Origin of the sequence: Nitratireductor rhodophyticola (genome assembly GCF_019891355.1) — a bacterium.
GTDB classification, from domain to species: domain Bacteria; phylum Pseudomonadota; class Alphaproteobacteria; order Rhizobiales; family Rhizobiaceae; genus Nitratireductor; species Nitratireductor rhodophyticola.
Genome location: NZ_JAHSSF010000003.1, coordinates 189,117 through 205,986 on the forward strand (window position 1 = coordinate 189,117; position 16,870 = coordinate 205,986).

General features: G+C 62.9%; 18 protein-coding genes. 12 read left to right on the forward strand and 6 right to left on the reverse strand.

Translation table 11 applies throughout. The features are described from left to right. Entirely contained in the window at positions 1-930 is a 930-nt protein-coding gene (gene hemC, locus KUG85_RS11960) for a hydroxymethylbilane synthase (RefSeq protein WP_223005398.1), read from the reverse strand. A 93-nt stretch (positions 931-1,023) separates the two neighbouring features. Here hemC and tsaD point away from each other — a divergent pair, with 93 nt between their 5' ends. The 8 genes from tsaD to KUG85_RS12000 all read left to right on the forward strand — a co-directional run bounded on the left by tsaD (position 1,024) and on the right by KUG85_RS12000 (position 7,126). Then, positions 1,024-2,109: a tRNA (adenosine(37)-N6)-threonylcarbamoyltransferase complex transferase subunit TsaD gene (gene tsaD / locus KUG85_RS11965; protein WP_223005399.1), complete on the forward strand. Its 1,086-nt coding sequence runs from the start codon at positions 1,024-1,026 to the stop codon at positions 2,107-2,109. Next, the gene (locus KUG85_RS11970) at positions 2,106-3,092 is read left to right on the forward strand and encodes an NAD(P)H-dependent glycerol-3-phosphate dehydrogenase (RefSeq protein ID WP_223005400.1); all 987 of its coding nucleotides are present in this window, start codon (positions 2,106-2,108) and stop codon (positions 3,090-3,092) included. Before tsaD ends, KUG85_RS11970 begins: the two co-directional genes overlap by 4 nt. Before the next feature lie 14 nt (positions 3,093-3,106). Then, positions 3,107-3,403 carry a YciI-like protein gene (locus KUG85_RS11975; protein WP_223005401.1) on the forward strand — a complete coding sequence of 99 codons (297 nt, stop codon included), beginning with the start codon at positions 3,107-3,109 and terminating at the stop codon, positions 3,401-3,403. Next, positions 3,403-3,828 carry an EVE domain-containing protein gene (locus KUG85_RS11980; protein ID WP_223005402.1) on the forward strand — a complete coding sequence of 142 codons (426 nt, stop codon included), beginning with the start codon at positions 3,403-3,405 and terminating at the stop codon, positions 3,826-3,828. The genes KUG85_RS11975 and KUG85_RS11980 overlap by 1 nt, the downstream gene beginning before the upstream one ends. 67 nt (positions 3,829-3,895) lie before the next feature. Then, positions 3,896-4,495, forward strand: a complete 600-nt coding sequence (locus tag KUG85_RS11985) for a class I SAM-dependent methyltransferase (RefSeq protein WP_223005831.1) — start codon at positions 3,896-3,898, stop codon at positions 4,493-4,495. A gap of 55 nt (positions 4,496-4,550) precedes the next feature. Continuing rightward, positions 4,551-4,958 carry a DUF1761 domain-containing protein gene (locus tag KUG85_RS11990; RefSeq protein ID WP_223005403.1) on the forward strand — a complete coding sequence of 136 codons (408 nt, stop codon included), beginning with the start codon at positions 4,551-4,553 and terminating at the stop codon, positions 4,956-4,958. Between the two features lie 78 nt (positions 4,959-5,036). Further along, complete coding sequence (locus KUG85_RS11995) at positions 5,037-5,309, forward strand: helix-turn-helix domain-containing protein (RefSeq protein WP_025031833.1); 273 nt, start codon at positions 5,037-5,039, stop codon at positions 5,307-5,309. A gap of 128 nt (positions 5,310-5,437) precedes the next feature. Next, positions 5,438-7,126 (forward strand): SulP family inorganic anion transporter, encoded by a 1,689-nt coding sequence (locus tag KUG85_RS12000; protein WP_223005404.1) that lies wholly within the window; start codon positions 5,438-5,440, stop codon positions 7,124-7,126. Between the two features lie 104 nt (positions 7,127-7,230). Here KUG85_RS12000 and KUG85_RS12005 read toward each other — a convergent pair whose 3' ends face one another. From KUG85_RS12005 to KUG85_RS12025, 5 genes are all read right to left on the reverse strand, one after another. After that, the gene (locus tag KUG85_RS12005) at positions 7,231-7,872 is read right to left on the reverse strand and encodes a septation protein A (protein ID WP_223005405.1); all 642 of its coding nucleotides are present in this window, start codon (positions 7,870-7,872) and stop codon (positions 7,231-7,233) included. 210 nt (positions 7,873-8,082) lie between these two features. Then, on the reverse strand, positions 8,083-9,762 hold the full coding sequence (gene ftsY, locus KUG85_RS12010; RefSeq protein WP_223005406.1) for a signal recognition particle-docking protein FtsY: 1,680 nt from the start codon (positions 9,760-9,762) through the stop codon (positions 8,083-8,085). A 5-nt stretch (positions 9,763-9,767) separates the two neighbouring features. Further along, complete coding sequence (gene mtaB, locus KUG85_RS12015; RefSeq protein WP_223005407.1) at positions 9,768-11,051, reverse strand: tRNA (N(6)-L-threonylcarbamoyladenosine(37)-C(2))-methylthiotransferase MtaB; 1,284 nt, start codon at positions 11,049-11,051, stop codon at positions 9,768-9,770. 1 nt (position 11,052) lies between these two features. Further along, positions 11,053-11,934 (reverse strand): diaminopimelate epimerase, encoded by an 882-nt coding sequence (dapF, locus tag KUG85_RS12020; RefSeq protein WP_223005408.1) that lies wholly within the window; start codon positions 11,932-11,934, stop codon positions 11,053-11,055. A gap of 90 nt (positions 11,935-12,024) precedes the next feature. Then, positions 12,025-12,186 carry a DUF1328 family protein gene (locus KUG85_RS12025; RefSeq protein WP_007007536.1) on the reverse strand — a complete coding sequence of 54 codons (162 nt, stop codon included), beginning with the start codon at positions 12,184-12,186 and terminating at the stop codon, positions 12,025-12,027. A gap of 351 nt (positions 12,187-12,537) precedes the next feature. On the opposite strand from KUG85_RS12025, the gene KUG85_RS12030 reads away from it, so the two are divergent. The 4 genes from KUG85_RS12030 (at position 12,538) to sucC (ending at position 16,866) form a co-directional block, all read left to right on the forward strand. Then, positions 12,538-13,071, forward strand: a complete 534-nt coding sequence (locus KUG85_RS12030) for a protease inhibitor Inh/omp19 family protein (RefSeq protein WP_065818110.1) — start codon at positions 12,538-12,540, stop codon at positions 13,069-13,071. Positions 13,072-13,122: 51 nt separating this feature from the next. Further along, the gene (gene zapE, locus KUG85_RS12035; RefSeq protein WP_223005409.1) at positions 13,123-14,328 is read left to right on the forward strand and encodes a cell division protein ZapE; all 1,206 of its coding nucleotides are present in this window, start codon (positions 13,123-13,125) and stop codon (positions 14,326-14,328) included. 362 nt (positions 14,329-14,690) lie between these two features. Then, positions 14,691-15,656, forward strand: a complete 966-nt coding sequence (mdh, locus tag KUG85_RS12040) for a malate dehydrogenase (protein WP_007007539.1) — start codon at positions 14,691-14,693, stop codon at positions 15,654-15,656. Positions 15,657-15,669: 13 nt separating this feature from the next. Next, positions 15,670-16,866, forward strand: coding sequence for an ADP-forming succinate--CoA ligase subunit beta (sucC, locus tag KUG85_RS12045; protein ID WP_223005410.1), 1,197 nt, complete (start codon positions 15,670-15,672; stop codon positions 16,864-16,866). Positions 16,867-16,870 lie beyond the last annotated feature (4 nt).

Consider the following 16,870-nt stretch of genomic DNA (forward strand, 5'->3'; position numbering starts at 1 on the left):
TTACTGCCAGCTATCGAAGAACCGCGTGCCGGCCTTCTCACGGATTTCCGCGCCTGCCTCCGCGCCGAGGCGCACGGCATCCACTGCCAGGCCTTCAGTTGCGATCTCATGGGTCTCACGGCCATCTGGCGTGAGGATCAGGCCCGAAAAGCGCAGCCTGTCGCCTTCTATGCGGGCAAGGCCTGCGATGGGCGTACGGCAGGAACCGTCCAGTGCACCGAGAAAAGCGCGTTCGCAAAGCAGCGCATCGCCCGTTTCGACATGATGGATCGCGGCGATCATCGGCCCGATGCGCGCATCACCGATGCGGCTTTCGATGCAGATCGCGCCCTGCCCCAGCGCTGGGGGGAAGCGTTCGGGATCCATCACCTCGGTCGCTATATGCGGCATGCCGAGCCGGTTGAGGCCGGCAAGCGCCAGAAGCGTGCCCTCGGCAACGCCTTCCTCCAGCTTGCGCAAGCGTGTCTGCACATTGCCACGGAACATGCCGACATCGAGATCCGGGCGAAGACGAAGCACCAGCGCCTGACGACGCAGCGACGAGGTGCCGAGCTTTGCGCCCCGCGGCAGATCCTCGAGCTTTGCGATGGAGCGGCCAATGAAAACATCGCGCACATCCTCTCGCTCCAGAAAGGCGGAGATTTCCAGCCCGTCCGGCAGGACGGTGGGCATGTCCTTCGAGGAATGCACGGCCAGATCGATGCGGCCATCGAGCATGGCTTCCTCGATTTCCTTGGTGAAAAGCCCCTTGCCGCCGGCCTGCGAGAGCGGGCGGTCCTGAATGCGGTCGCCGGAGGTGGAGATGACGACGATCTCGAACGCCTCTTCTGGCAGGCCGTGTGCCGCCATGAGGCGCGCGCGCACCTCTGCCGCCTGAGCCACTGCGAGCGCGCTTCCGCGCGTGCCGATCTTCACCACATCAGTTTGCATGCCGTCACGTCCGTGCTAACCCGCATCCGAACCGGATGCACCACACCCCTAACGGGGATTGGCTGCGACGGCAACATGAGCGGGTAAGTCTGAATGACGCGCATCCTTGGCATCGAAACGAGTTGCGACGAGACGGCGGCGGCTGTCATCGAAAAATCGGGCAACGACACCAAAATCCTGTCCAATGTGGTTTTGAGCCAGATCGCCGACCATGCCGCCTTTGGCGGCGTGGTACCGGAGATCGCAGCCCGCGCCCATGTGGAAGCGCTGGACGGAGTGGTGAAAGCCGCACTCGATGAAGCGGGCCTCTCGCTAAAAGACATCGACGCCATCGCCGCCACGGCAGGTCCCGGCCTGATCGGCGGGCTGATCGTGGGGCTGACCACCGCCAAGGCGATCGCGGCGGCGAGCGGCAAGAAGTTCATCCCCATCAACCATCTGGAAGGCCATGCGCTGACCGCCCGGCTGACCGACGGCATCGATTTTCCCTATCTGCTTCTGCTCGTCTCCGGCGGGCACACGCAGATCGTTCATGTGGAAGGCGTCGGGCGCTATCAGCGCTGGGCCTCCACCATAGACGATGCGCTGGGAGAGGCATTCGACAAAACAGCCAAGCTTCTCGGCCTGCCCTATCCCGGCGGCCCCAGCGTGGAAAAGGCTGCCGCAGGCGGCGATGCGAAACGCTTTGCCTTTCCGCGTCCGCTCAAGGGTGAGGCTCGGCCCGATTTCTCTTTCTCCGGACTCAAGACAGCCGTTCGGCGAGAGGCCACCGCGCTTGCACCGCTCAGTGAAAAAGACATTGCCGACATCTGCGCGTCGTTTCAGCAGGCCGTGACGGAGACATTGACCGACCGGGTTGCTCGAAGTCTCGCCCGCTTCCAGGAAACGCACCCCGATCTCGAAATACCTGCCCTTGTGGTGGCAGGCGGCGTCGCGGCCAATCAGGCGATCCGCGCGGCACTCGATACACTCTGCGAGAAAGCCGGTTTCCGGCTCATCGCCCCGCCCCTGCGCCTGTGCGGTGACAATGCCGCGATGATCGCCTGGGCCGGTCTGGAACGGTTGGAAGCAGGCCTTGAAGAGGAAGACACCCTCGGCTTCGCCCCGCGCCCGCGCTGGCCGCTGGATCAGGCATCGGCCCCACTCTTCGGCGCGGGCAAACGGGGAGCAAAGGCATGAGAACACCATGGACCATCGCCGTTCTGGGCGCAGGCGCATGGGGAACGGCGCTGGGCGCGACAATGCTCACAGGCGGGCACCGTGCCAAACTTTGGGCGCGCGACGAGGCGCTGGCGCAGGCGATCAATGCCGATCACATCAACGAACGCTACCTGCCCGGCTTGATGCTTGATCAAAAGCTTGCTGCAACGAGCAGCATGGAGAATGCACTCAAGAATGCCGATTGCATTCTTGCCGTGACGCCAGCGCAGACCCTGCGGGCGGTTCTTGCCGACGCCGGCCCGCATGTGCCGAAGGGGGTCCCCGTCGTGCTATGCGCCAAAGGCATCGAACGCGAGACGGGCAGGCTCATGTCCGAAATCGCCTCCGAGATGCTGCCTGAAAACCCTGTGGCCGCGCTTTCCGGCCCGAGCTTTGCCAGCGATCTGGCGCGCGGCCTGCCAACCGCCGTGACGGTAGCGGCAAAAAATACCGATCTGGCGATGACGCTCGCCGAACAGCTCTCCGCGCCGCGCCTGCGCTGCTATTCGACCGACGATCTGACGGGCGTTGAAATCGGCGGCGCGCTGAAAAACGTTCTGGCCATCGCTGCCGGCGCCACACACGGAGCCGGGCTTGGCGCCAGCGCATCGGCAGCGCTGATCACCCGTGGTTTCGTGGAATTGCGGCGCATCGGCGAGGCCTTCGGCGCGCGGCCCGACACGCTGATGGGGCTTTCCGGTCTCGGTGACCTGATCCTGACCTGCGGCTCAGAGCAATCGCGCAATTTTGCCTATGGCGCTGCACTCGGGCGCGGAGAAAGCCTTGAAGGCCGACCGCTTGCCGAAGGCGCCCATACGGCCGGCATCGCCGCGCGTATCGTGCGCGAACGCGGCCTCGAAGCACCCATTATCGAAAGCGTGACAGAGCTTCTCAAAGGCAGACTGACTGTGCCGGCTGCCATGGAAGCCCTGCTTTCGCGCCCGCTCAAGAGTGAAACCTGACAAAAGGGGAAACCATGATCTTCGCCATCATCTGCCGGGACAAACCTGGCCATCTGGAAACGCGCATGAGCACACGGCCCGACCATGTGGACTATCTGAACGGGCTCAACGAAAACGGCGCGCTGAAATTCGCAGGGCCATTCCTTGACGATGAAGGCAAGCCCTGCGGCAGCCTTGTTGCAGTGGAGGCCGAGGACCAGGCGGCAGCGGAACTGATCGCCGCCGCAGACCCCTATGCTCTTGCGGGCCTTTTCGAATCCGTTGAAATACGGGCCTGGAACTGGGTCTTCAACAATCCGGAGAATGCGTGATGGCCTATTGGCTGTTCAAGTCCGAGCCTTCCACCTGGTCGTGGGAGATGCAGAAGAAAAAGGGCGATAAGGGCGAGCAGTGGGACGGCGTGCGAAACTATCAGGCGCGCAACAACATGCGCGAGATGAAGCTCGGCGACCTCGGCTTCTTCTACCACTCGGTCAAGGAAACTTCCGTGGTGGGCATCGTGGAAGTGTGCGCGCTGGCGCATCCCGACACCACGACGGATGACCCGCGCTGGGAATGCGTGGATATCCGCGCGGTGAAGGACATTCCTCGCCCGGTCACGCTGGCTGAGATCAAGGCCAATCCGGCGCTTTCTGAGATGATCCTGGTCAACAATTCGAGGCTTTCCGTGCAGCCGGTGCGGCCGGACGAATGGGCCGAAATCTGCCGCATGGGCGGCCTCGACAAGGCACCCTGAGCCTTTCACCGTGCAGCGCATCACCCCGGACAATGCGGCGGCGTTCATCCACGCCAACACGGCGCTGATGCGCCCGCCACATGTGCCGGAGGTCGCGCTTCATCTGGCCGATGAGGCGCACGATCTTTGGCAACGCACGGAGGAGGAGCTTGCCGAGATCGGCCTGCCGCCCCCTTTCTGGGCCTTCGCATGGGCGGGTGGTCAGGGGCTTTCGCGCTACATTCTCGATCACCCCGAAACCGTGCGGGGGAAAACCGTTCTCGACTTTGCGACCGGATCCGGGCTTGTCGCCATTGCCGCCGTGAAGGCAGGCGCGGAACATGTTCTGGCAGCGGACATCGACCCGTTCAGCGGACCGGCCTGCGCGCTGAACATGGCCGCGAACGAGGTGCAGTTCGAGACCACGCAGGAAGACCTCACCGGCGCAACAGGCAAATGGGACGTGGTGCTTGCCGGCGACGTGTTCTATGACCGGGCGATGACCGACACGCTGGTGCCATGGTTCGAGCGCCTGTCAGGAGCAGGCGCGACGGTCATTGTCGGCGACCCCGGCCGGAGCTACCTGCCGCGCACACGCCTCACCGAACTGGCGAGCTATATCGTACCCGTGACCCGTGCGCTCGAAGACGCAGAGGTGAAGCGTACTACCGTCTGGCAATTCGCTTGACCGCTTTGTGGAGTGCGGGTTCAATCCGCCCTGCTGGACATGTGAGGAGAACCCCATGGATTTCGCCGGTCTCAACTATCTCGCCATCCTCGTTGCCGCCATCGCAGCGTTCATGTTCGGCGCCGTCTATTACAGCACGCTTGGCAAGCCATGGATGAAGGCCGCTCGCATCAAGCCCGAAGACGCCAGGATGGAACCGTCGCTCTTCATCACCTCATTCGTGGCCGAACTGATCATGGCATGGGTTCTGGCCGGCGTGATCGGTCATCTGGGCGCAGGCCAAGTGACCTTCTGGAACGGCGTTGTCTCCGGTGCCTTCATCTGGCTCGGCTTCATGGCCACGACCGTTGCTGTCAACCAGCGCTATGAAGGCTTTGGCTGGGACCTGACCCTGATCGACGCCGGCCACTGGCTGGGTGTCGCCCTTATCATGGGCGGGGTGATCGGACTTTTCGGCGTCTGATCCGTTTAAAACCATCAATATTGATGTTCTAGACATCAATACTAAAAGACTGTATATACTCTCAAAGACGGAGCGCCAATGATAACCGCAGCACAGATGCGCGCCGCCCGAGCCCTTCTGGGCATCGACCAGAAGCAACTGGCCGAGCTTTCGGGCGTTTCCCTGCCGACCATCCAGAGGATGGAGGCAAGCGAAGGCAATGTGCGCGGTGTGGTCGACACGCTTTCCAAGGTGGTCGAGGCGCTGGGGGCAGCCGGCATCGAGCTGATCGGTGACCATGCACCCAGCCACGGCACCGGACGTGGTGTACGCTTCAGAGAGCCAACCCCGGCAAAGGCGAAAACCGTCTGAGACAACGCAGTTCCAGCAAAAGTGGAAACCGGTTTTGCGTCCGGAACGGCGGGAACGATGAGAACGCAACGGCGACCGCCTGCAAATCCGCCGACGGCCTTCCGCTGCCGATGGTATGAGGCTTTCCCATGCAGGCGAGCGCCACGCGCCCCGGCTTCACTGCTCTTTTCACGCCCAAACTGCTGACCGTGCTGCGCGAGGGCTATGGCCCTGCCGCGCTCAAGGCCGACATCGTTGCCGGCCTTACGGTCGCGATCATCGCGCTGCCGCTGTCGATGGCCATCGCCATCGCTTCGGGCGTGGGGCCGGAGCGCGGGCTCTATACCGCCATTGTCGGCGGCTTTCTGGTTTCAGCGCTTGGCGGCAGCCGGTTTCAGATCGGCGGCCCGGCGGGCGCGTTCATCGTGCTCGTTTTCGCCACGGTGCAGGCGCACGGCATGGACGGGCTGATCCTCGCCACCTTCCTCTCCGGTTTCATCCTGCTTGCCATTGGTCTCTTGAGGCTCGGCACCTTCATCAAATATGTGCCCTATCCCGTCACCGTTGGCTTTACCTCCGGCATCGCCGTCATCATCCTGACGAGCCAGCTCAAGGATTTCTTCGGCCTGACGCTGACGGGCGCGGAGCCCGGGCCCTTCATTCCCAAACTGCAGGCGCTGGCGGAAGCCGCGCCGACGGTGAATGCCGCAGCACTTCTGCTGGCGCTCAGCTCGGTGGCGGTGATCGTCGGGCTGCGCCGCTGGCGGCCGCACTGGCCGGGCTTTCTGATCGCCGTTGTAGCGGCCACGCTGGTCGCCTGGGCGCTGGGTCTGCCGGTGGAAACCATCGGCTCGCGGTTCGGCGGCATTCCGCAGATGCTGCCTGCTCCGCATTTGCCGGTCCTGAGCACCGAAAAGATCATGGCGGTTCTGCCCGCCGCTTTCTCGTTTGCGCTTCTGGGCGGCATTGAGAGCCTGCTTTCGGCGGTGGTGGCCGATTCCATGACCGGACGCCGGCACCGCTCCAACAGCGAGCTCGTGGCGCAGGGCGCAGCCAATATCGGTTCGGCGCTGTTTGGCGGTTTCTGTGTGACGGGCACCATCGCACGCACGGCAGCCAATGTGCGGGCCGGCGCGCGCGGGCCTGTTGCGGGCATGCTGCATTCGCTGTTTCTTCTGGCGTTCATGCTGGTGGCTGCGCCGCTGGCGCGCTTCATCCCGCTTGCAGCCCTTGCCGCAATTCTGGCCGTGGTGGCGTGGAACATGGCGGAGAAGCACCAGTTCGCCGCGCTGCTGCGCTCCTCTTGGGGCGATGCGATCGTGCTTCTGGTGACGTTCCTGCTGGTGGTGTTCCGCGACCTGACGGAGGGCATTCTGGTGGGCTTCGGTCTCGGCGCGCTGCTCTTTCTGCACCGCATGTCGGAAGCGGTGCGCGTGGAGCATGGCGTTGCCTCCCTGGGAGATCAGCCTGATAATGGCGAACGCCCATACAACGCCGAGATTGCAACCGACGACGATGTGGTTGTCTACCGCATTGCCGGCGCGTTCTTCTTCGGCGCAGCGGCTGCGGTGGGGGCCGCACTCGACCGGATCGGCGGCCAGCCGAAAGCCTATGTCATCGACATCGGCTCGGTGAGCTTTCTCGATTCCACAGCGGCTGCAACCATTGAAGGTTTCGTGCGCAAGGCGCGCCAGCAGGGAGCGAATGTCTATCTCGTGGGGGCGAGCCAGCCGGTGCGCAAATTGCTGCGCACCCACGGGATGCGGCCACCCGCACTCCGGTTCTACAGCCGGCTGGACGACGCCATCGCCGCCGCAAGGCGGGATGCGGCCGGCTAGAGCGCCGTGCGTCCATTCGGACGCACAAAGGACGCTCTAACCTATTGGATCTGCGCATCGTGCTTTCCGAAAATCGGTCCCGATTTTCGGGCCGATGCTCTCGCTCACTTCGTGGGCTCTTCCAGCGAGTGCTTCATGATCAGCGGCATCTGGCTCATCGTGAAGAGAATGGTGATCGGCATGATGCCCCACACCTTGAAGGCGACCCAGGTGTCGGTGGAGAACATCCGCCACACCACCTCGTTGACCACCGCCAGGAATATGAAGAACAGGCCCCAGCGCAGGGTGAGCTTGCGCCAGCCTTCCGCATCCAGCTTGAAGGCGGAATCGAACACATAGCCGAGCAGCGATTTGCCAAAGGCGAGACCGCCCAGAAGCACCACACCGAACAGCGTGTTGACGATGGTCGGCTTCATCTTGATGAAGATTTCGCTGTGCAGATAGAGCGTCAGCGCGCCGAACACGAAAACCACAACGCCCGAAACGAGCGGCATGATGGGCAGCGTGCGCGTGAGGATCCAAGAGGCTGTAAGCGCGATGGCCGTGGCGGCCATGAAGAGCGCAGTCGCCACGAAAAGCGGCCCGCCCAGCTCCCCAAGAGCGGGAAAGCGCTCCACCAGCCACTCGCCGCGCGAATTGGCGAAGAAGAACACCATGAGCGGCCCCAGCTCCAGCGCCAGCTTGAGGATCGGGTTGATCTCCTTGCGCTTGGGATCGGCGGGATCGCGTTCGAGAAAGCGGGTCATTGAAGATGCTCCTCGGAAAATGTTGGCGCTGCACCCCCCTCTGCCCTGCCGGGCATCTCCCCCTCAAGGGGGGAGATTGGTGGTAGAGATGAAGCTCTGCTCTCCTCAACCTCGGTAATTGGCGAAACCCGCGCCACAACCTGATCTCCCCCCTTGAGGGGGAGATGCCCGGCAGGGCAGAGGGGGGTATTCAGGCGCAAACCCATCAATCTATGCAACTCCTGCAATCGCCTTGGCGAAATCGCTCGCCGAGAAGGGCTCCAGATCGTCGACCTGCTCGCCGACACCGATGAAATAGACCGGCAGCTTGTGCTTGGCGGCGATGGAAACAAGGATGCCGCCACGCGCCGTGCCGTCGAGCTTGGTCATGACCAGACCGTTCACGCCCGCAACATTGCGGAAGATTTCGACCTGATTAAGGGCGTTCTGTCCGGTGGTGGCATCGACCGTCTGGAGGACGGTGTGCGGCGCATCGGGATCATGCTTGCCGAGAACGCGCACGATCTTCTCAAGCTCCGCCATCAGCTCGGCCTTGTTCTGGAGACGGCCGGCGGTGTCGATGATCAGCACGTCGGAGCCGGCTTCCTTCGCCTTTTCATAGGCATCATAGGCAAGGCCCGCCGCATCCGCGCCGAGTTTTGAGGAAACGACAGGCGAGCCGGTGCGCTCGCCCCAGATCTTGAGCTGCTCGATGGCGGCGGCGCGGAACGTGTCGCCGGCCCCCAGCGTGACCGAGAGCCCGCCCTCGGTGAGCTTTGCGGCCAGCTTGCCGATGGTGGTCGTCTTGCCGGTGCCGTTGACGCCGACCACGAGAATGACATGCGGCTTGTGCGACAGGTCGAGTTCGAGCGGCATGGCGACCGGCGCCAGCACCTTCTCGATTTCCTCGGCCATGACGGTCTGCACTTCTTCGCCCGACACATCCTTGCCGTAGCGGCCCGACGCCAGCGCATCGGTGACGCGCATCGCGGTCTCAAGACCGAGATCGGCGCGCAGCAGAACGTCTTCCAGATCCTGGAGCGTGTCTTCGTCCAGCTTGCGCTTGGTGAAGACGCCAGCGATGGAATCGCGCAGCTCGCGCGATGAGCGCGACAGCCCCTCGCGCAGACGCTGGAACCATGGCTTGCGCGGCTGCGGCGCTTCCGGCTCGGGAGCCTTCTCTTCCACGCGCTCGACTGCTTTGGAGACGGCGATCTTGCCTGCGGCAGCGGCTGGCGCGGCATCGGCGACGGGCGCGGCATCGGCGACGGGCGTGGTGTCGCCAATGCCGCGCTGCCCCTCATCCTCACCTTCTCCCCGTTCACGGGGAGAAGGGGTCGCAGGTGTTGCGTCCGGTTCTTCGGCCTTCGGTTCCGGGGCTTCGTCGGCCTCGGCCTTTTCCGCAACCTCGATCACGGGCTCCGCTTCCTTCTCCCCTCCTGAGCCCGTCGAAGGGGCGGGGAGAAGGTGGTCCGAAGGACCGGATGAGGGGCGGGCGTCGTCGGTCGAGGGTGTCGGCGCGGCTTCGACTGCGGGCGTGATGTCGTCAACGTCGCGCTGCCCCTCATCCTCACCTTCTCCCCGCTCGCGGGGAGAAGGGGGCGCAGGTGTTGCGTCTGAAATTTCGGCCTTTGGCTCTGGCTCTGGCTCTGGCTCTGGCTCTGGCTCTGGCTCTGGCTCTGGCTCTGGCTCTGGCTCTGGCTCTGGCTCTGGCTCTGGCTCTGGCTCTGGCTCTGGCTCTGGCTCTGGCTCTGGCTCTGGAATGAGCTCAGGGGCGGGCTTCTCGCCCGTCAAGGCTGCATCGGACTCTTCGGAAGCAACAGCCTCTTCCGTTTCGGCCTCGTCGGGCTTCGTTTCCTCAACTTCCTTTTTGCCGAAGGAAAAGACCTTTTTGATAAATCCAAACGCCATGCCTGCTATGCCGCTTCCTGTGTGACGGCGACCGCAGTGAGCCGCTCCCCGTCGTGACCGGTGATCCGTGCCTCGACAATCTGCCCCGGCTGACCGCCTTCAAGCGCGGCCAGCGTGAATCCCTCTGTGCGGCCAAGCCCGGGCCGCTCGATCAAAATGCGCTGACGGGTGCCGTCAAGCGATGCGAGATGCCGCGCATAGGCGGCATCACCCACGGCGCGCAGACGCGCGGCGCGCTCCTTCACCAGCGCGCGGTCGAGCTGCGGCATGCGCGCTGCCGGCGTGCCCTCGCGCGGGCTGAAGGGGAAGACGTGGAGATGCGTGAGCCCGCATTCCTCGACGATCTTCAGCGAATTCTCGAACATGGCATCCGTTTCCGTCGGGAAACCGGCAATGATGTCGGCACCAAACACGGCGTCTGGCCTGAGCGCACGCACGCGCTGGCAAAATTCAATGGCATCGGCGCGCAAATGGCGGCGCTTCATGCGCTTCAGGATCATGTCGTCGCCATGCTGTAGCGAAAGGTGGAGATGCGGCATTAGCCGTTCCTCTTCCGCCAGAGCGCGCAGCAGCTCGTCATCCGCCTCAATGGAATCGATGGAGGAAAGACGCAGACGCTCAAGCTCCGGTACTTCACGCAGAAGCGTGGAGACAAGCCGCCCGAGGCGCGGGCTGCCCGGCAGATCGGCCCCGAAACTGGTCAGGTCCACGCCGGTGAGCACCACTTCGCCATAGCCATTGCCGACGAGCTGGCGCACCTGATCCACCACCGCGCCCATGGGCACCGAGCGGGAATTGCCCCGGCCATAGGGAATGATGCAGAAGGTGCAGCGATGATCGCAGCCATTCTGCACCTGAACGAAGGCGCGGGCGCGGCCCTCGATGGATTCGACCATGTGCGATGCGGTCTCGCGCACCTCCATGATGTCGTTGACGCGCACCTTCTCGAACTGGTTCACGCCGAAATCCGGCAGGGCGCGGTAATTGTGGGCCTTGAGCTTTTCCTCATTGCCGAGAACGAGATCCACCTCGTTCATGGCATCGAAGGTGCCGGGCTCCGTCTGTGCGGCGCAGCCGGTGACGATGATGCGGGCATCGGGATTTTCACGACGCGCCTTGCGGATCGCCTGACGCGCCTGCCGCACCGCCTCGCCGGTAACGGCACAGGTGTTGACGACGACCGCGCCGCCCCTCAGCTCTTCAAGCCCGGCATCCTTCGCCTCGCGCTTGATGACCTCGGACTCATAGGCGTTCAGCCGGCACCCGAATGTCAGAACATCCACCGCCATTTCAGGCCGCTCCCTCGGTCTCGCGCTCCCAGGCCCCGGTGGCGGGGTCGAAGCGGCCGGAGAACTCCCATTCGGCGGGGCCGGTCATGATGACGTGATCGTCTTCCCGCCAGAGAATGTCGAGCGGCCCGCCCGGAACGGTGACGGTGACATGACGGCCCGTGCGCCCGGTTCGCGCGGCAGACACAGCGGCAGCACAGGCGGCAGACCCGCAGGCGAGCGTAAGCCCAGCCCCGCGTTCCCATGTGCGCAGGTTCAGCGCATTTTCGGCTGTCACCTGTGCGATGGAGATGTTGGCACGTTCCGGGAAGATCGGATGGTTTTCAAGCAGCGGTCCAAAGCGCTCCAGATCGTAGACATTGACGTCTCTCTCAACCCAGAAGATCGCATGGGGGTTGCCCATGGAGGCAACCGAAGGCGAATGCAGCACCGGCGCATCGATGGGCCCCGCCTGCAACTCGATCATGCGCGTATCGCGGAACTCTTCGGCAAGCGGAATATCCTGCCAGCCAAACCGTGGCTTGCCCATGTCGACCGAGATCAGGCCGTCCTCATGCTCCTCGGCGTTCAGAATGCCGGCGATGGTCTGGAAGGTGAAAACCTTCTCGCCGGTTTCAGCGGCCAGCGCCTGCACGACACATCGCGTGCCATTGCCGCAGGCCTGCGCCTGGCTGCCATCGGAATTGATGATTTCGATATAGTTATGGGTGCCGGCAAGGCGCGGATCATGGATCGCCATGATCTGGTCGAAGCGCGTAGCCGGATCGGCATTGAGAGCGCGCGCAGCCTCGGGCGTCACCCGGTCCGCGCGGCCACGCATATCGGCAACGATGATCGCGTTGCCGAGGCCGTTCATCTTCGCGAATGCTGCCTCGAGCGCCATGGTGGCTCCAAAACCTTATGTCTCAGGCGCCTATATGGCTGATGAGAGGCAAAATTACCAGACGAACGGCCCCATCAATCAAGTGCGATGTCAGGCTATCGCCACAATACCGAGGACCGCGAGAAGGAAGAGAACCAGAACCACGGCGATCAGAACTTTCGCGCCGGTCATTGCCGCTCCTGCAAGGCTGTTCATACCAAGCAGACCTGCAACAGCCGCGACGATCAGCAGAATGAGAATCCATTTAAGCATTGTTTGCCCTCCTATTGGCGCTGGATCGCCGGCGTCCATCCGGACACACAAAGGACGATCGAAACTATAAATGAGCATCGGAATAATCCGAAAACCGGATTCCACTTTCGGTCCGGTGCTCTGACGCCGGTTGAAAAGCTTCAACGCCGAAAGCGGTTCCCCGGTTCCAGTGCACCCGCCGAACACCGCTCAGGAGTGTTGCCAATAAGAAACAGTCGCGGCCCCATGTGGCTGAAACCGGTTCTTAACCATGGCTGGGCTGTTATAGTCGCAAAAGTTCGCCACGATCTGGCGCTTCAAATGGAACTCATTTGTATTTCAGTGCATTGGACGCTGTAACGGAGAGACGGCATGCCACACAACAAGTTTGCAATTCTGGCTGTAACGCTTCTGGCTGCGGGCCTGGCCGGCTGTCAGAGCGACCGCTTCTCGCCGATGGCCACGCGGGCCCCTGACCCGCTGCCCTCCGCGCCCTCCGGCACGGTGACGTCGAACCAGCTCCCTCCTCCGTCGAGCCCGACCGCAAATCCGTCGCAGTTCCCTGAAGCGCCCCAGCAGGAAACGCAGGTCGCAGCCCTTGATCCGAACGCGGCTGCCAATGCACCCGACGTTTCAACCGGAGCCGTTGCCGGCGTCTGGAGCGTAAACGTCGCCGGCCAGTCGTGCCGGGTTGCCACGCCGCAGACCAAGTTCGGTTCCGGCTACCGCGCCGGCCCGCTGCGCTGCCCCGCTCCCATCGATGGCGTGAAATCGTGGAATGTCGAAGGCAAGCAGCTTGCCTTTTACGATGCGAATGGCAGCGTGCTCGCACGCCTTTATTCGTCCGGCGCAGGCCGCTTCGACGGCCAGACCACATCGGGGCAGCCCATTTCGCTGTCGCGCTGACTCTCGACCATCAACATCATTCGGCCGAACGGCCAAGCGTGAAAGCCTGACATGACATTGCGTGACGGACTCGTAACCCATCCTTCCGTCACGCAGCGCTATGGCCACATGGTCGAGACAGGCAGGATCGCGCACGATCCCGCACAGGAGAGGATCGCAGCGGCGCTGGACCGGCTGATCGCCGACATCAGCGACAAGCGCCTGGCGCGCAAGTCGAGCGCGCTCGGCTGGCTGTTTGCCAAGCGCAACAAGACGCGGGAGCCGGTACGCGGGCTTTATGTTCATGGCGGTGTGGGGCGCGGCAAGACCATGCTCATGGACCTCTTTCATGAACTGGTCCCGGTCGAGCACAAGCGCCGCGCGCATTTCAACGACTTCATGGCGGACGTGCATGACCGTATCGGCCGGCACCGTGCGGCGCTGAAGGCAGGCGAGACGCAGGAAACCGACCCGATCCCGCCCGTGGCGGCGGCGCTGGCGAAGGAAGCATGGGTTCTGTGCTTCGACGAATTCACCGTGACGGACATTGCCGACGCGATGATACTCTCGCGCCTTTTCTCGGCACTGTTCGACCAGGGGGTCGTGCTGGTCGCCACCTCCAACGTCGCGCCGGACGATCTCTACCGCGATGGGCTCAACCGCGGTCTGTTTCTGCCCTTCGTCGGCATTCTCAAGCAACATACCCGCATTCTGGAACTGGACATCGATACCGACTACCGGATGCGAAAGCTCAACCGCATTCCCGTCTATATGACACCGGACGATGCCTCGGCCAAAGAGCAGATGGACGAGGCCTGGGAGACGGTGGTGGATGGTCGCCCCGTCGAACCCGCCGCGCTGACCGTCAAGGGCCGCACCGTGCCCGTGCCGCAGGCATCAGGCTCAGCCGCCCGCTTCTCCTTCTCCGATCTTTGTGAGAAACCGCTCGGCGCGCGAGATTATCTGGCTATTGCCGGCGCGTTCGACACGATCTTCATCGACCATGTTCCGACCATGGACCTGCGGCGGCGCAACGAAGCGAAGCGCTTCATTCTTCTCATCGACACGCTCTACGATGCCGAGGCGCGGCTGTTCCTGTCCGCAGAAGCTGCGCCCGATGCGCTCTATACGGCCGCAAACGGCACGGAAGCCTTCGAATTCGACCGCACGGTCTCCCGCCTCATCGAGATGCAGAGTCGGGACTGGCTGGAACGCACAGGCGCACGAAACGAAGAAAAATCCGCTCCGGCGGGAGAACGGACAGGACAGGCGGGATGATGCCGCCACCCCACTCCCCCGGAGAGCCGCCCAAACCACCACAAGCGCCCGCGAGTCTCTCGTCTTTGCACATTATTGAGGCAAAATTCTTACTTTTACGTAAGTCCACAAATGTCTAAACGATTGAAATTCCTGACCGTGTAAGAACCGGTTGAATTTTCCTGCCAGTATGCTTATTCCAAAGAGGCTTATGAAGCGGGCCACGCCACGGATTTGCCGCGCCTTTCGTTGAAGGAGTGCGGCGGGATGTGGGCCCGAATGCATCGGTGTGACACGACACAGGCAAAACGCGACGCGCGGATTTTTCTTCACACATCCATCTCACCACCTATCCTTTCGACACAAGGGGGAATTCTAACCACATGGCACGCGACAAGATCGCTCTCATCGGCTCCGGCATGATCGGTGGAACGCTCGCACATCTGGCGGGCTTGAAGGAACTGGGCGATGTCGTCCTGTTCGACATTGCCGAGGGCATCCCCCAGGGCAAGGGACTGGACATCGCCGAATCCTCGCCGGTCGAGGGCTTCGACGCCAAAATGGTTGGCGCCAACGACTATGCGGCCATTGAAGGCGCGGATGTCTGCATCGTCACCGCCGGCGTCGCCCGCAAGCCGGGCATGAGCCGCGACGACCTGCTGGGCATCAACCTGAAGGTCATGGAGCAGGTCGGCGCGGGCATCAAGAAATACGCCCCCAACGCATTCGTCATCTGCATCACCAACCCGCTCGACGCCATGGTCTGGGCGCTGCAGAAGTTCTCCGGCCTGCCGAAGAGCCATGTGGTCGGCATGGCCGGCGTGCTGGACTCCGCCCGTTTCCGCTATTTCCTCTCGGAAGAGTTCAAGGTCTCCGTCGAAGACGTGACGGCTTTCGTTCTCGGCGGCCACGGCGATTCCATGGTTCCGCTGACGCGCTACTCCACCGTTGCCGGCATTCCGATCCCGGATCTGGTGAAGATGGGCTGGACCTCCAAGGAAAAGATCGACGAGATCGTGCAGCGTACCCGTGACGGCGGCGCAGAGATCGTCGGCCTTCTGAAGACCGGCTCTGCCTATTACGCCCCGGCTTCCTCGGCCATCGCGATGGCGGAGAGCTACCTGAAAGACAAGAAGCGTGTCCTGCCCTGCGCGGCACATCTTGCCGGCCAGTATGGCGTCAAGGACATGTATGTGGGCGTGCCCACGGTTATCGGCGCCGGCGGTGTCGAGCGCGTCATCGAGATCGATCTCAACAAGTCTGAGCAGAAGATGTTCGAACAGTCCGTGGAGGCCGTTGCCGGTCTTTGCGAGGCCTGCGCCAACATCGCGCCCAACCTGAAGAAGTAGGAGTAGGCCTCCAATGAACATTCACGAGTATCAAGCCAAGCAGCTTCTGAAGAGCTATGGCGCACCGGTGGCCGATGGCGTGCCGGTGTTTGAGAAGGGCGAAGCCGAAGCTGCTGCGAAAAAGCTTCCCGGACCGCTCTATGTGGTCAAGAGCCAGATCCACGCCGGCGGACGCGGCAAGGGCAAGTTCACCGAACTCGGCCCTGACGCAAAGGGCGGCGTGCGGCTTGCGAAGAGCGTTGAGGAAGTTGTCGCGCACACCAACGAGATGCTGGGCAACACGCTCGTCACCAAGCAGACCGGCCCGGCCGGCAAGCAGGTGAACCGCCTCTACATCGAGGATGGTGCGGACATCGACCGCGAGCTCTACCTCTCGATCCTCATCGACCGCACGGTCGGCCGTCCGGCTTTCGTCGTTTCGACGGAAGGCGGCATGGACATCGAGGCTGTCGCCGAAGAGACCCCGGAGAAGATCCTCACGCTCGCCATCGACCCGGAGACGGGCGTGACGGCCGACGACGTGAAGAAGCTCAACGAGGCGCTGAAGCTCGAGGGCGATGCGGCGAAGGACGGCGAGACGCTGTTCCCGATCCTCTACAGGGCCTTCACCGAGAAGGACATGAGCCTTCTGGAAGTGAACCCGCTGATCGTCATGGAAAATGGCCGTCTGCGCGTTCTCGACGCCAAGGTCTCCTTCGACGGCAATGCGCTGTTCCGTCACGAGGACGTGGTTGCCCTGCGCGACACGACCGAGGAAGACGAGAAGGAAATCGAGGCTTCCAAATACGACCTCGCCTATGTCGCTCTCGACGGCAATATCGGCTGCATGGTCAATGGCGCCGGCCTCGCCATGGCCACGATGGACATCATCAAGCTCTATGGAGCCGAGCCTGCCAACTTCCTCGACGTTGGTGGCGGCGCCACCAAGGAGAAGGTGACGGCAGCGTTCAAGATCATCACCGCCGATCCGGCAGTGGAAGGCATTCTGGTCAACATCTTCGGCGGCATCATGCGCTGCGACGTCATCGCTGAAGGCGTTGTCGCTGCCGTCAAGGAAGTGGGCCTGAAGGTTCCGCTGGTGGTTCGCCTCGAGGGCACCAATGTCGATCTTGGCAAGAAGATCATCAACGAAAGCGGTCTCAACGTGATCGCCGCCGATGATCTCGACGACGCCGCCAAGAAGATCGTTGCAGCCGTTAAGGGAAGCTGAGCCA